14 protein-coding genes and 2 tRNA genes are annotated in these 13,220 nt (G+C 57.2%); 8 read left to right on the top strand and 8 right to left on the bottom strand.

What is annotated here, in order from left to right; translation table 11 throughout:
* Positions 1-1,113: 1,113 nt before the first annotated feature.
* Positions 1,114-2,010 (top strand): EcsC family protein, encoded by an 897-nt coding sequence (locus ACODS3_RS03055; protein ID WP_489033183.1) that lies wholly within the window; start codon positions 1,114-1,116, stop codon positions 2,008-2,010.
* A 330-nt stretch (positions 2,011-2,340) separates the two neighbouring features.
* On the opposite strand, the gene ACODS3_RS03050 is transcribed toward ACODS3_RS03055, so the two are convergent.
* From ACODS3_RS03050 to ACODS3_RS03040, 3 genes are all read right to left on the bottom strand, one after another.
* On the bottom strand, positions 2,341-2,889 hold the full coding sequence (locus ACODS3_RS03050) for a hypothetical protein (RefSeq protein ID WP_489033181.1): 549 nt from the start codon (positions 2,887-2,889) through the stop codon (positions 2,341-2,343).
* Positions 2,890-3,393: 504 nt separating this feature from the next.
* Positions 3,394-3,484, bottom strand: a tRNA-Ser gene (locus ACODS3_RS03045).
* A gap of 35 nt (positions 3,485-3,519) precedes the next feature.
* Positions 3,520-3,605, bottom strand: a tRNA-Ser gene (locus ACODS3_RS03040).
* 122 nt (positions 3,606-3,727) lie between these two features.
* Between ACODS3_RS03040 and ACODS3_RS03035 the strand changes: the two genes are divergently transcribed.
* The 7 genes from ACODS3_RS03035 to ACODS3_RS03005 all read left to right on the top strand — a co-directional run bounded on the left by ACODS3_RS03035 (position 3,728) and on the right by ACODS3_RS03005 (position 8,005).
* On the top strand, positions 3,728-4,399 hold the full coding sequence (locus tag ACODS3_RS03035; protein WP_198728234.1) for a Bax inhibitor-1/YccA family protein: 672 nt from the start codon (positions 3,728-3,730) through the stop codon (positions 4,397-4,399).
* Positions 4,400-4,501: 102 nt separating this feature from the next.
* Positions 4,502-4,894: a sulfurtransferase complex subunit TusD gene (tusD, locus tag ACODS3_RS03030; protein ID WP_025259508.1), complete on the top strand. Its 393-nt coding sequence runs from the start codon at positions 4,502-4,504 to the stop codon at positions 4,892-4,894.
* Position 4,895: 1 nt separating this feature from the next.
* Positions 4,896-5,258 (top strand): sulfurtransferase complex subunit TusC, encoded by a 363-nt coding sequence (gene tusC, locus ACODS3_RS03025; protein ID WP_201017788.1) that lies wholly within the window; start codon positions 4,896-4,898, stop codon positions 5,256-5,258.
* Entirely contained in the window at positions 5,258-5,557 is a 300-nt protein-coding gene (tusB, locus tag ACODS3_RS03020) for a sulfurtransferase complex subunit TusB (RefSeq protein WP_201017789.1), read from the top strand. Before tusC ends, tusB begins: the two co-directional genes overlap by 1 nt.
* A complete protein-coding gene (locus ACODS3_RS03015; protein WP_201017790.1) occupies positions 5,554-5,889 on the top strand; it encodes a TusE/DsrC/DsvC family sulfur relay protein in 336 nt (111 codons plus the stop codon). The genes tusB and ACODS3_RS03015 overlap by 4 nt, the downstream gene beginning before the upstream one ends.
* Positions 5,886-6,887, top strand: coding sequence for a glycosyl transferase family protein (locus tag ACODS3_RS03010; protein WP_489033177.1), 1,002 nt, complete (start codon positions 5,886-5,888; stop codon positions 6,885-6,887). Before ACODS3_RS03015 ends, ACODS3_RS03010 begins: the two co-directional genes overlap by 4 nt.
* 107 nt (positions 6,888-6,994) lie before the next feature.
* A complete protein-coding gene (locus ACODS3_RS03005) occupies positions 6,995-8,005 on the top strand; it encodes a glutathione S-transferase family protein (RefSeq protein WP_201017792.1) in 1,011 nt (336 codons plus the stop codon).
* Between the two features lie 121 nt (positions 8,006-8,126).
* On the opposite strand, the gene cysG is transcribed toward ACODS3_RS03005, so the two are convergent.
* Genes cysG through lolA form a run of 5 tightly spaced genes read right to left on the bottom strand, consistent with a single transcriptional unit; the run spans position 8,127 to position 13,158 of the window.
* Entirely contained in the window at positions 8,127-9,521 is a 1,395-nt protein-coding gene (gene cysG / locus ACODS3_RS03000) for a siroheme synthase CysG (RefSeq protein WP_304573825.1), read from the bottom strand.
* Positions 9,522-10,802: a serine--tRNA ligase gene (gene serS, locus ACODS3_RS02995; protein WP_304573824.1), complete on the bottom strand. Its 1,281-nt coding sequence runs from the start codon at positions 10,800-10,802 to the stop codon at positions 9,522-9,524.
* 16 nt (positions 10,803-10,818) lie between these two features.
* On the bottom strand, positions 10,819-11,193 hold the full coding sequence (gene crcB, locus ACODS3_RS02990) for a fluoride efflux transporter CrcB (protein WP_025259500.1): 375 nt from the start codon (positions 11,191-11,193) through the stop codon (positions 10,819-10,821).
* Positions 11,193-12,515: a replication-associated recombination protein A gene (locus ACODS3_RS02985; RefSeq protein WP_489033174.1), complete on the bottom strand. Its 1,323-nt coding sequence runs from the start codon at positions 12,513-12,515 to the stop codon at positions 11,193-11,195. The genes crcB and ACODS3_RS02985 overlap by 1 nt, the downstream gene beginning before the upstream one ends.
* A gap of 19 nt (positions 12,516-12,534) precedes the next feature.
* A complete protein-coding gene (gene lolA, locus ACODS3_RS02980) occupies positions 12,535-13,158 on the bottom strand; it encodes an outer membrane lipoprotein periplasmic chaperone LolA (RefSeq protein ID WP_025259498.1) in 624 nt (207 codons plus the stop codon).
* Positions 13,159-13,220: the final 62 nt, after the last annotated feature.

Genomic DNA, 13,220 nt, shown 5'->3' with positions numbered 1-13,220 from the left:
CCTCGCTTTCACGGATGTTAATTTTCCGCTTCAAGGCGTAGCTCAAACACCAGGTAGTAAAAAGATTTAGCTCACTGCAAAGCCTTAAATCATCAGGAATCAGGCGACGGATCAGCGTCTAGCCCTAGTCCCCGTGGTGTTTTCTTTGGATTGAAGCCATCAGGCAATCTTATGAAATGCATCCGTGCCCCCTTGAGCCCTACTCTCTGCATCTTGGCGTCACGGATATCAGCGCTGTCTGTTACCGCTCGACGAGTTCCTCATATAGAGGCTTGTCAGCCATGACGATGTTCGTTGCATGCAATGTGAACCGACAGAAGGTAATGGAGCGGTATGAAAGATTGAAACCCCACCTCAACCCAGAAAATGCTCATCACAGCGATCTAAGCATCGGTATTCAGCTTCAAATCGAATGGCGTGCAAACGCCCCATCGATGTTCGAAAGAGCGCCTGCATAAACCGACAACGCTGACTTAGCTTACTTTTCAGGCTTATGCACCGGAAGCGTAGGGTGCTTCGGCTTATTCTCTGGGTTCACATGACGGCGACGATCGTCTCCACCGTCTTCACGCTTAGGCTTAGGGCCAGGCTTGATGCTCGTATACATCGGATAACGCTCCACAATAGGTAGGTACCATCCAGACAGTCAGCGGCAAAGCCATGGCGTATCTGGAACCGAAATTGCCTAAAGCTCTGGCTAAGGGGCCAGAGCCAAGACATGCAGCTTGACCCGGTAATGCGTCGCTGAGCGCCACATCGACGGTATCCCGACAGGTTGGAACACCGCCGAATGGATCCAAAACATAATATCAATACGTCATCACGAATTGCAAAGCACTTCCAGCTACGCATGGTTGGGAGCCCAAGGCTCTAGCACGGGCTGGACGATGAAGCGTTGCAAACACATGTATTCGCCTAGGCTGCTGTTTCTCGCAGCGAAACATCTGGGAGTCTTATAACTGCGCCGCCCATTGTGCGGAGCGCTTCTCAGCCGAGAAATCACTAACGCCCCACCGCCCGATGCACACCTTCCATAAGCATTCAGCTGAGCCCCTCGCGGTATACTGGCCCTTCAGAATCACTGATGATTGATTCATCTCTCAAGGATCCGGCATGTCGAAGCTGAGCAAATACGAGCAACACGCACTCAAAGAGATTCACAACTGGAAGGAGCCTGAAGTCGGCTGGTTCGGCCAAGCGTTGCGGGTGATAAACCAGCCCTTGGATAAGGCAGGCGACCTCCTGTTCAACGCGCCAGGAGTCGGCCCTGCCATCAGAGGAGCTATTGAGGGCCTTACTAGTGTGTGCCACGACGCAGCACAGTGGAGCGTCAGACCTGAAGCAATTTTTGAGGAGTTCCGTGGCGACGGCCACAGCACCATCAAAACCCATAAGGACATCCTTGACCTCGATCTAGAGCAGATTGATAAGGTTGTTGGCTTCCTCGGCGCCAAGTACAAGGGCATTGCCTTGGTAGAGGGTGCCGGAGCCGGCGTCGTGGGCCTTCCCGGACTTGCAATCGACATCCCGGCGTTGATCACACTGAACCTTCGGGCGATCGGCGAATACGCCGCGTACTATGGCTTTGATACCTCGCGCCAAGAAGAGCGGCTGTTTGCCTTCAACGTACTAGGCTTGGCGTCGTCCCCCACCGACAGCTCCAAAACCCTCGCCATGGCTCAGCTGATCAAGATTTCACAGGATGTCGCGAAAAAAGCCACGTGGCAGGAACTCGAAAAAAACGCTTTCGTTAAGATCATCCAGGAAATAGCGAAAGCCTTGGGTATACGCCTCACCAAAGCCAAGCTCGCACAGGCAATTCCAGCCATCGGCGCTGCAGTGGGCGGCGGCTTCAACGCCTACTTCACCATGAAAGTGTGCGACGCGGCCTACTACCTGTACCGAGAACGTTTCCTCGCAGAAAAGTATGGGGTCGAAATAATCGAGGAAACCGTCAAGCCCGCCACGGACTATGACCCTCACTACACTGAAGCCTCAGACCCATTGTGAGAAATCTTTAGGTGCCGGGGAGCCACGATCCTTACGTCAGCCGATCAGCGTATGACGTCCCGGAGCAAGGCGCCCCGATGCACCTGCACTTTCATGGACTTCTCACCACTTTGACGTCTCCATCGTCTTTCTAGTGGCGATGATGAGCATTGCGCGCCGCCTGTAAGCAAGCGGAGCTCGCAGACGTGAGGATGGAAGCCCGCAGGGCCAAGACCGGCGCTCTCTATCGGGCTTGGTTCACGACAGCCGCCCCCCACAGGGGCGCAACCATCAATAATACCGGCTGAGGTTATCCGGAGGTACTGCGGAGGGTGGGTTATGCGCAGACGATTACAACTCGTGCGCAGTATCCCATGAGCTCTGTGCGAAGCCGTTATCGTCAACCAGGATCAGGTTCATCCTTGCCCGATAGCGCTGGTTCTCAAGCCCTCGATACTCGATAACCAACGGAATGACCCCTCCGCTCTTCCAAGCCCCTGGCTCTCCACCAAGGTGTCCAAAAGCGTTTGTGATCCGCTTGCCGTTGGCCAGCACAGAAATTTGTTTATCGCTGAAAAAACAGTGCCGCGCATCGCGTGGGATTTCAGCTCCGTTCGGGTGATCCAAAGCTGCTAGAACGTACTTCTTGATCGCAACCAACTTGATGTTTTTAGCGGGCCGATTCCCAGAATTTTCCAACACGATATTCAGCGCGATACCCTTCTCGCCAGCGGCTGCACTCGCAATCCATGCAGTGAGGATAGGCCGGTTCGTTTTCCTCCAGAGACGCCAAGTGAGCGTCAGCGAGCTGATGGCAACCAGAAGTGAGGCCGCTGCCACACTGATTCCAATGAACGCCAACGGATTCTCAGTCGCTTTGGCCGCCACAATATCAATCATCACTAAAAGCTCCTTCTCGCTCGCTTCTAGGAAATTCCACTTCCCATGCGCTTGAAATCTACTGAGCCGCAGGCGCAACGCGCATGTCCGGATAGATGGCTTTCCGAGGGGGTAACATCGCTTCCCAACCAAATATCGATGTCTGCTTCGATATCTGCACCGCTCGGACATTCAGTCAGTTACGCGATCCTTTCGTCAAATGTGGGACTGGGCGCTGATAGGTTGGTTGGTTTGTTGCTCGGTTCGTTGGGAGGTGAAGCAACAGGATTGAGCTCTTTCCGCTACACCAATGGCCCTGAACATCAATAGGAATGGGGCTTTCACAAGCATGCAGTTGAAAGCGTCTTGTCTTTTTGGTGTGCAGCAGAGCGCAGTAGCGTGCATTTGGCTGAGTGCATACTGGTGATTCTAGGCTTTGGGGGGATATACGCCTGGCCGGGGCATCGCAAATGACCAGGCACAAAAAAGGGCCTAGATCGCTCTAAGCCCTGATTTTGCTGAGTGTGGCGGGAAACCAGGGATTCGAACCCTGGGAACGCTATTAACGTTCGCCGGTTTTCAAGACCGGTGCATTCAACCACTCTGCCAATTTCCCGGATGCTGCTGATGGGAGGTATGTAGTCTGCAGCCAGGAAGAACCTTAGATAAGAACTCTAGGACCTGTTACAGTCGGCAGTTTTCAAGACTGCTGCCTTAAACCACTCGGCCATACTTCCACTTGCGTTGCGGGCGCCATAATACCGGAATGAAACAAGCTGTCAAACTCTCTGGGTGGCCAGTTGCAGCGCCTCTGTTATGATCTTTGCAACTCAACATTTCAACAGGAAGGAGTTTCGCAATGCGCGAACAGGATTACGCCCTTAAAACCGGCATGCAGGCCGACCAGCTAGAGGTTAGTCGTGTCCTGCGCAACACTTACGGTCTTCTCGCCCTGACCCTGGCTTTCAGCGGCGTCATGGCCTTTGTAGCCCAGCAGATGCGCGTCGGTTACCCGAACATTTTCGTGGTGCTGATCGGCTTCTATGGTCTGTTCTTCCTCACCAACAAGCTGCGTGATTCGGCGTGGGGTCTGGTTTCGACGTTCGCCCTGACCGGCTTCATGGGTTTCCTGCTGGGCCCGATCCTCAACCGTTACCTGGGCATGTCGGGCGGCGCTGAAGTTGTCAGCTCGGCGTTCGCGATGACAGCTCTGGTGTTCGGCGGTCTGTCGGCTTATGTGCTGATGACCCGCAAGGACATGAGCTTCCTGGGTGGCTTCATCACTGCTGGCTTCTTCGTTCTGATGGGCGCCGTACTGGCCAGCCTGTTCTTCGAGATCAGCGGGCTGCAACTGGCGATCAGCGCAGGTTTCGTGCTGTTCTCCTCGGTCTGCATCCTGTTCCAGACCAGTGCCATCATCCATGGCGGCGAGCGTAACTACATCATGGCGACTGTCAGCCTGTATGTATCGATCTACAACCTGTTCGTCAGCCTGTTGCAGATCTTCGGCATCATGAGCCGCGACGACTGATAGCTGTCCGGTTTCAACAAAAAGCCCGCCTTCGCGGGCTTTTTGCTGTCCAGCCTCCGTGAATTCTTTATCATTGCGCATGTTCCGCCGACAGAGCCGACAATGAAATTCGCCATATCCCTTTTTTCCGCGGCCCATGCGCCCTCCTCTCGACGCGCCCTGCTATTTGCAGAGGCTGTATTGGCAGGCGGCCATGAGATTGTGCGTCTGTTCTTTTATCAGGATGGCGTCCACAGTGCTTCGGCCAATGTCGTGTCGCCACAGGATGAGCAGGACCTGTCACAGCAATGGCGCGACTTCATCGTGAAGCACCAGCTTGATGGCGTGGTCTGCATCGCAGCCGCCTTGCGTCGTGGCGTGCTGAATGCAGAAGAAGCCGAGCGCTATCAGCGCCCGTCCGCCAATCTCCTTGAACCCTGGGAATTGTCCGGGCTGGGCCAGTTGCACGACGCCGTGCAATCGGCGGATCGGTTGATCTGTTTCGGAGGGCCTTGAAATGGCCAAGTCACTGTTGATCATCAGCCGTCAGGCACCCTGGTCAGACACGAGTGCCCGTGAAGCGCTGGATATCGTGCTGGCGGGCGGCGCCTATGACCTGCCGGTGGGGCTGCTGTTCATGGATGATGGAGTGTTTCAGTTGCTGCCACAGCAGAACGCCTCGGCGCTGCAACAAAAAGACCTCACCGCCAATCTGAAAGCCCTGTCGATGTTTGGCGTGGAAGAGGTCTATGCCTGCGGCCAAAGCCTGGCAGCACGTGGCATGCCCCATGCCGAGCTGGATGCCGAAATCCATCATCTGTCCGCAAGAGCCGAGTTATCGGCCCTTATTGACCGCTACGACCAAGTGATAACGATCTGATGGCTACCTTGCATGTTCTTTCTCACTCGCCCTTTGCCGACACCCGGCTGGATAGCTGCCTGAGCCTGCTGGGGCCAAATGACGGCCTGCTGCTGTGCGGCGATGCAACCTACGCCTTGATGCCCTCCAGCGCCCCCTTGCTGGCACTGGAAAAACAGTTGCCCGCGCTCAAGCTGTTCGCGCTGGATGAAGATATGAAAGCCCGCAACCTGCAGTTGCCTGAAGGTGCAACTGGCGTCGATTATCCGGGCTTCGTCGAGCTGTCGATCCGTTTCGACAAGGTCAATACCTGGTTATGAAACAGTTGATCGTTGCCGAACGCAGCATTGCCCTGGATAAGGATGGTTTCCTTCGGGACCTGCACGACTGGTCGCTGGAAGTGGCCCATGCGCTGGCTGCAGAGGAAGGTATTGCCCTGAGCGCCGAGCATGTGGAAATTCTGGAGCTGCTACGCGATTTCCATGCAGAATTTCAGCTCTCGCCCGCCACTCGCCCATTGATCAAGTACACCGCACTCAAACTGGGACCGGAAAAAGGCAACAGCATGCATCTCAACCGCCTGTTCAATGGCACTCCCGCCAAACTGGCCGCCAAGCTGGCGGGCCTGCCGAAGCCGACCAATTGCATATGAACGATTACGCTCCCCTCGTCACCGAAACACCTGCCGAGCATCCTTTTGCCCAGTTCGTCCGTGCTCTGGGCAAAGGCAAACGCGGTGCCCGCAACCTGACCCGCGAAGAAGCCCGGGAAGCCATGGGCATGCTGCTCGATGAGAAGGTCGAAGACACGCAACTCGGCGCCTTCCTTATGCTATTGCGCCACAAGGAAGAAAGCCCGGAAGAACTGGCCGGGTTCACCGAAGCGGTTCGCGAACGCCTCACGGCCCCGCCCATACAGGTCGATATCGACTGGCCAACCTACTCCGGCAAGAAGCGCCACCTGCCCTGGTATCTGCTGGCCGCAAAGTGCCTGGCGCAGAACGGTATCAAGGTGCTGCTGCATGGCGGCGGCGCGCATACCGCCGGGCGGCTCTATACGGAACAATTGCTCGGCCTGCTGGATATCCCGCTATGCCGTAACTGGCAAACGGTGGAAAGCGCACTGGAGCAACACAATCTGGCATTTATCCCGCTGGGTGACTGGGCTCCGCAGTTGCAACGCATGATCGATCTGCGCAACACATTGGGCCTGCGCTCACCGATTCACTCGCTGGCCAGGGTTCTCAATCCGCTGAATGCCCGTTGCGGCCTGCAGAGCATCTTTCACCCTGGCTACCAAAGCGTGCATCGCGAGGCCAGCACCCTGCTGGGCGACAATGCCATTGTGGTCAAGGGCGATGGCGGCGAAATCGAGATCAACCCCGACACCATCAGCCACTTGTATGGCACCAGCAACGGGCAAGCCTGGGATGAGGAATGGCCTGCACTCTCGCCAAGACGCCACGTCAAACCCGCAACGCTGGAACCACAGCAACTGGTGGCCTTGTGGCGTGGCGAGATAGAAGACAGCTATCCGCAACTCGCCCTGATTTCCACCATTGCCCTGGCTTTGCGCGGGCTCGGTATCCAGCGCGAGGAAGCCTTCGAGCAAGCACAAAGCTTCTGGGATCGCCGAGACAAGGCCCTTTAATCTATCGATTTATTCGATCATGAGAGGCCATTCTTTGCGCTTTTATGTCGAACCAACTCGATTAGACTGACTCACAACCTATATTCATTTACAGATTGGAGTCAGACATGGGCCTTCTCATCGAAGGACGCTGGCATGACCAGTGGTACGAAAGCAGCAAGGATGGGGCATTCCAACGGGAAAACGCCCAGCGTCGTAACTGGGTCACGGCCAGCGGCAAACCCGGTCCTACCGGTGAAGGCGGCTTTGCAGCCCAGGCGGGTCGCTACCATCTGTACGTATCGCTGGCCTGCCCGTGGGCTCACCGCACCCTCATCCTGCGCAAACTCAAAGGCCTGGAAGATCTGATCGATGTTTCGGTGGTCAGCTGGCTGATGCTGGAAAACGGCTGGACCTTCGATCCACAGACAGGCTCGACGGGCGATAAGCTCGAAAACCTGCAGTTTCTCCATCAACGCTACACCGCAGATGATGCGCGCTATACCGGCCGCGTCACCGTGCCGGTGCTGTGGGACAAACAGCAGCAGCGTATCGTCAGCAACGAATCGGCGGAAATCATCCGCATGTTCAACTCGGCATTCAATGGCCTGACAGACAATCATCTGGACCTGTATCCGAGCGCCCTGCAATCAAGAATCGACCTGCTAAACGAGCAGATTTACCCCACCGTCAATAACGGTGTGTACCGGGCAGGTTTTGCCACCTCGCAAGGCGCGTACGAAGAAGCATTCGATGCCTTGTTCACCGAGCTGGATGTGCTGGAAAAGCTGCTGGGGGAAAATCGCTATCTGGCGGGTGAATACCTGACCGAAGCCGATGTTCGGCTCTTCACCACCATCGTGCGTTTCGATGCGGTCTATTACAGCCACTTCAAGTGCAACCTGCGACGCATCGCCGACTATCCCAACCTGAGCAACTGGCTGCGAGAGCTGTATCAATGGCCGGGGATTGCCGAAACCGTAGACCTTGAACACATCAAAGGCCATTACTACGCTAGCCATCGCACCATCAATCCGACCGGGATAGTCCCCAAAGGCCCGGCATTGAGCCTGGAAGCCAGCCATGACCGCGAGCGTTTGCCGGGCAAGGGAATCTACGAAGCAATGCCGATCAGTTAAGGCGCAAAGAAACTTGCAGGAGGCAGCTTGCTGGCGAAAAAGGCCTCAAAACCGGCAGATATTCTGCGTCCTTACGCTGAAGTCGCCAGCAAGCTGCCTCCCACATGGGCTATCACAAGAATCAGACGCTGGATTGTGCGCCTTCGAACCAGGCCAGTTTTTCGCGTAACACGACTACTTCCCCCACGATCACCAGTGTCGGAGCATGAACTTCATGCTCTGCCACCAACTGAGGCAGGTTGGCCAAGGTGCCAGTGAAAACACGCTGGCTGGAAGTCGTGCCCTGCTGAATCAATGCAGCAGGCGTGTCCGCCGATCGACCATGCTTGATCAATTGCTCACAGATGATCGGCAGCCCGATCAAGCCCATGTAGAACACCAGGGTCTGCGCGGGCGAAACCAGATCATCCCAGGGCAGATTGCTGGTGCCGTCTTTCAGATGCCCGGTGATGAATCGCACCGACTGGGCATAGTCCCGATGGGTCAGCGGAATCCCGGCATAAGCCGCGCAGCCACTGGCTGCCGTGATGCCCGGCACGACCTGAAACGGGATGCCATGGGAAGCCAGCTCTTCAATCTCTTCGCCACCACGGCCGAAGATGAATGGATCACCGCCCTTCAGACGTACAACGCGCTTGCCCTCTTTGGCCAGGGCAACCAGTTGCTGGTTGATCTGATCCTGAGGCAACGCATGATCGGCCCGACGCTTGCCCACATAGACACGCTCGGCATCACGACGGCAAAGATCGAGAATCGCTGGAGCAACAAGACGGTCATACAGCACGACATCGGCTTGCTGCATCAGACGCAAGGCGCGGAAGGTCAGCAGGTCCGGGTCACCGGGACCAGCGCCCACCAGATAAACCTCACCCTGAGCCTTGGGCGCATCGCCTGCGATCTTGGCAATCAGCAGCTTCTCGGCTTCACCACCCTGCCCGGCCAGTTGCCTGTCGGCGATAGGCCCCTGGAAAACATCTTCCCAGAACGCCCGCCGTTGCTGAACATCCGGAAACAGCCCTTTGACCTGATTGCGAAAACGCGCCGCAAGCCCGGCCAACTGGCCGTAGGTAGAAGGTATCCAGGTTTCCAGCTTGGCGCGGATCAAACGCGCCAGTACCGGAGCATCGCCGCCACTGGAAACCGCAATCACCAGGGGTGAACGGTCGACAATGGCCGGGAAGATGACCGTACACAGGGCTGGCGCATCCACCACATTGACGGGAACACAACGCTGCCTGGCATCCTGGGACACCTGGGCATTGAGCGGCTCATCGTCGGTGGCGGCAATGACCAATACACAGCCGTCCAGATCGCCTTCGCTGTAACCGCGAAGGATCAATTCGCCACCGCTGCGCTCTACCAGCTCGCGCAGTTGCTCTTCGATGTCGGGAGCGACCACCCGCAACAGCGCACCGGCTTCGGCCAGCAGGCGAGACTTGCGCAAGGCAATCTCGCCGCCACCGACGACCAGCACCCAACTGCCACGCAGATTGTGGAACAGCGGCAGGAATTCCATTTAGCCGATGACCTCAAGGCCGCCCATATAGGGCTTGAGCACTTCAGGCACACGGATCGAGCCGTCAGCCTGCTGGTAGTTTTCCAGCACCGCGACCAGGGTACGGCCAACCGCCAGGCCCGAACCGTTCAGGGTATGAACCAGTTCCGGCTTGCCGGTTTCCGGGTTGCGCCAGCGGGCCTGCATGCGACGCGCCTGGAAGTCTCCGCAGTTGGAGCACGAAGAAATCTCGCGGAACTTGTCCTGGCTCGGAATCCAGACTTCAAGGTCATAGGTCTTGACGGCACTGAAGCCCATGTCGCCGGTGCAAAGCGCCAGAACGCGGTAAGGCAGCTCCAGCAATTGCAGGACGCGCTCGGCGTTGGCGGTCAGGCCTTCCAGTGCTTCCATGGACTGATCCGGCGCAACGATCTGTACCATCTCGACCTTGTCGAACTGGTGCTGACGGATCATGCCGCGGGTATCGCGCCCCGAAGCACCGGCTTCGCTACGGAAGCATGGTGTGTGCGCAACGAACTTCAGCGGCAGCTGCTTGGGATCGAGAATCTCGCCGGAGACGATGTTGGTCAGCGACACTTCGGCGGTCGGGATCAGATACAGATCGGCTTCGCCATCACGGGAGATCTTGAACAGGTCTTCCTCGAACTTCGGCAACTGACCGGTGCCTTGCAAGGCAGGCGCCTGTACCAGATAAGGCGTGTAGGCCTCTTCATAGCCGTGTTCGTTGATGTGCAGGTTGATCATGAACTGCGCCAGGGCGCGATGCAGACGGGCGATTGGCCCGCGCAGCAGGGCAAAGCGTGCGCCGGACAGCTTGGCGGCGGTCTCGAAGTCCAGCCAGCCGTATTTCTCGCCCAGGGCAACGTGGTCCTGAACGGCGAAGTCGAAGGCAGCAGGCGTGCCCCAGGTACGCACTTCGACGTTTCCATCCTCGTCAGCACCTACCGGCACGGACTCGTGAGGCAGGTTCGGCATGCTCAGCAGCATGGCGTCCAGCTCGGACTGAATGCCGTCCAGCTCTTTCTTGCCGTTGCTGAGCTCTTCAGCCATACGGTCGATATCCGCCATCAACGGCGCGATGTCTTCGCCGCGCTGCTTGGCCTGACCGATGGATTTTGAACGGGCATTACGCTCGGCCTGCAACTGTTCGGTGCGGGTCTGTACCGTCTTGCGCTGGTTTTCCAGCGATTCGATGCGCGCTACGTCCAGTGTGAAACCACGGGAAGCCAGGCGATCCGCTACGTCCTGAAGTTGGGTACGTAACAGTTTGGAATCGAGCATATCGTTCTCTCGTCTATCAAAGTCTGGTCAGGGACAGGCCAACCCAGGTTGCGAGCAGCCCGCCGAACACGCTGATACCCGCATAGCCCAGAGCCATCGGTACTTGCCCGCTTTCCAGCAGGCGCAGCGTATCCAGTGAAAAGGATGAAAAGGTCGTCAGACCGCCTACAAAGCCGACAATCAAGCCGGCACGAACCTCGATGGGCACTTCCGGGCGAATCAGAAACAGGCCGTAAAGCACGCCGATTATCAGGCACCCGACGATATTCACCGCCAGAGTTGCCGTATAGAAATGCCGCGGCCAGTTAGCGCTTACCCAGGTTCCTGCAGCAAAGCGCAATAATGTACCAGCGATACCGGCTACGGACACCGCAAGAATCGTCTGAATCACTACTTTCTCCGCTGACGAGGGCTGGCGGCGTCCAATGAAGCCAGATGTTTGAGCTTTTCGCCGATTTTAAGCTCCAGGCCACGGGGCACCGGCTTGTAATACTCGCGTGGTTCCAGCTCTTCGGGGAAGTAGTCTTCACCGGCCGCGTAGGCATCGGGCTCATCGTGGGCATAGCGGTATTCTTCGCCATAACCCAGTTGCTTCATGAGTTTGGTCGGCGCATTGCGCAAATGCAGCGGGACTTCAAGCGAACCGTGCTCGGTCGCCTCTCGCATCGCCGCCTTGAAGCCCATGTAAACCGCATTGCTTTTGGGCGCGCAGGCCAGATAAACGATGGCCTGGGCCACTGCAAGCTCACCTTCCGGGCTGCCGAGACGTTCCTGCACATCCCAGGCGGACATGCACAGCGGCAAGGCACGCGGATCGGCATTGCCGATATCTTCGCTGGCCATGCGAACCACACGACGCGCCAGATACAGCGGATCGCAGCCACCATCGATCATTCGTGCAAACCAATACAGGGCCGCATCGGGATTGGAGCCACGAATGGATTTGTGCAGCGCGGATATCTGGTCGTAGAACGCTTCACCGCCCTTGTCGAAACGGCGACGGCTGTCGCCAAGCAGGCTTTTCAGCAGATCGACACTGATCTGCGAGCCATCTTCGGCAAGGTCGGAGGCGTTTTCCAGCAGGTTGAGCATGCGCCGACCGTCACCATCAGCCGCCGACATCAGCATCTCGAAACCTTCGTCGCTCAGACTCAGGTGATGTTTGCCCAGGCCACGCTCTTCATTCAGTGCCCGATGCACCAGCTTGCGCAAGGCTGCTTCGTCGAGGCTCTTGAGCACATAGACCCGCGCTCGCGAGAGCAAGGCGTTGTTCAGCTCGAATGAAGGGTTTTCAGTGGTAGCACCGATAAAGATCAGGGTGCCATCTTCGACATACGGCAGAAAGGCATCCTGCTGCGACTTGTTGAAGCGGTGGACCTCATCGACAAACAGGATGGTGCGGCGCCCGTATTGCCCGGCCTGCTGCCTGGCAACCTCGACCGCCTGCCGGATTTCCTTGACCCCGGCAAGCACAGCCGAAACGGTTTCGAAATGCGCATCGGAAACCTTGGCCAGCAGCTTGGCCAGTGTGGTTTTACCCACACCCGGCGGCCCCCAGAAAATCATGGAGTGTAAAGCACCCTGCTCCAGCGCCTCACGCAGAGGCTTGCCGTGAGCCAGCAGGTGCTCCTGACCGACATACTCGTCCAGATTGGTCGCACGCAAACGTGCAGCCAGTGGCTGAGCTATCGGTTCGCTACGAAACAGGTCCATGGTCTGAGGTTAAGCCTCTTTATTCCTGGATGACATCGGCACCCTTGGGAATGTCGAACTTGAACTTGCTGGCCGCAATCGGCTCGTTCGCCTTGACGCCCGTGAACAGGATATTGGTGCGCTGGCCGACGCTGTCGATCAACTGCATGTCGTTGATGATGCCATTGCGAAAGGACAGACGCAGGTTGTCGAACAGGGTGTCCTTGGTCTTGGGCTTGAGCACGAAGTCGATCACGCCACCCGCTTCCTTGGCAGTGATATCGAAGCTTTCGCTGATCTTCGACACATCACCGGACAGCAGCAGGGCCGGCGTCTGGGTCAGGCGCTGATCCAGAGTCTTGATGGTGACTTGTTGCAGATCCGGGTCCCAGAGCGAAACCTTCTTGCCGTCGGACACCATCAACTGCTCTTGCGGCGCATCGGTGTGCCAGTTGAACAGGCCTGGACGCTGCAAAGCCATTTCACCCGAAGTTTCCTGCAATTGCGTGCCGCTGCCATCGAGCGTCAGCTGGGAAAAGCGGGCAGTCAGGGTCTGGGATTTTTCCAGCAACTGGGTCAGGCGCGCCACGTCCTTGCTGTCGGCATGGGCCGGGATCGCGGAGAACGTCAGTGCAGTTGCCAACAACATGCGGATAAGACGCATGGGATTCCTCATTGGATTCATGAAACGCCGACAGCGTGCCCGGCACGCTGTCGGCGCTATGG

The sequence above is a fragment of the Pseudomonas sp. FG43 genome (genome assembly GCF_057809175.1).
This window is presented reverse-complemented; position numbering and strand designations above follow the sequence as displayed.

Coding starts and splice junctions, on each gene's coding strand:
- tusB (WP_201017789.1), top strand. CDS start 5,258: ATGGCTACCTTGCATGTTCTTTCTCACTCGCCCTTTGCCGACACCCGG.
- serS (WP_304573824.1), bottom strand. CDS start 10,802: ATGCTCGATTCCAAACTGTTACGTACCCAACTTCAGGACGTAGCGGAT.
- tusC (WP_201017788.1), top strand. CDS start 4,896: ATGGCCAAGTCACTGTTGATCATCAGCCGTCAGGCACCCTGGTCAGAC.
- lolA (WP_025259498.1), bottom strand. CDS start 13,158: ATGCGTCTTATCCGCATGTTGTTGGCAACTGCACTGACGTTCTCCGCG.
- tusD (WP_025259508.1), top strand. CDS start 4,502: ATGAAATTCGCCATATCCCTTTTTTCCGCGGCCCATGCGCCCTCCTCT.
- ACODS3_RS03035 (WP_198728234.1), top strand. CDS start 3,728: ATGCGCGAACAGGATTACGCCCTTAAAACCGGCATGCAGGCCGACCAG.
- ACODS3_RS03005 (WP_201017792.1), top strand. CDS start 6,995: ATGGGCCTTCTCATCGAAGGACGCTGGCATGACCAGTGGTACGAAAGC.
- ACODS3_RS03055 (WP_489033183.1), top strand. CDS start 1,114: ATGTCGAAGCTGAGCAAATACGAGCAACACGCACTCAAAGAGATTCAC.
- ACODS3_RS03010 (WP_489033177.1), top strand. CDS start 5,886: ATGAACGATTACGCTCCCCTCGTCACCGAAACACCTGCCGAGCATCCT.
- cysG (WP_304573825.1), bottom strand. CDS start 9,521: ATGGAATTCCTGCCGCTGTTCCACAATCTGCGTGGCAGTTGGGTGCTG.
- ACODS3_RS03050 (WP_489033181.1), bottom strand. CDS start 2,889: ATGATTGATATTGTGGCGGCCAAAGCGACTGAGAATCCGTTGGCGTTC.
- ACODS3_RS03015 (WP_201017790.1), top strand. CDS start 5,554: ATGAAACAGTTGATCGTTGCCGAACGCAGCATTGCCCTGGATAAGGAT.
- ACODS3_RS02985 (WP_489033174.1), bottom strand. CDS start 12,515: ATGGACCTGTTTCGTAGCGAACCGATAGCTCAGCCACTGGCTGCACGT.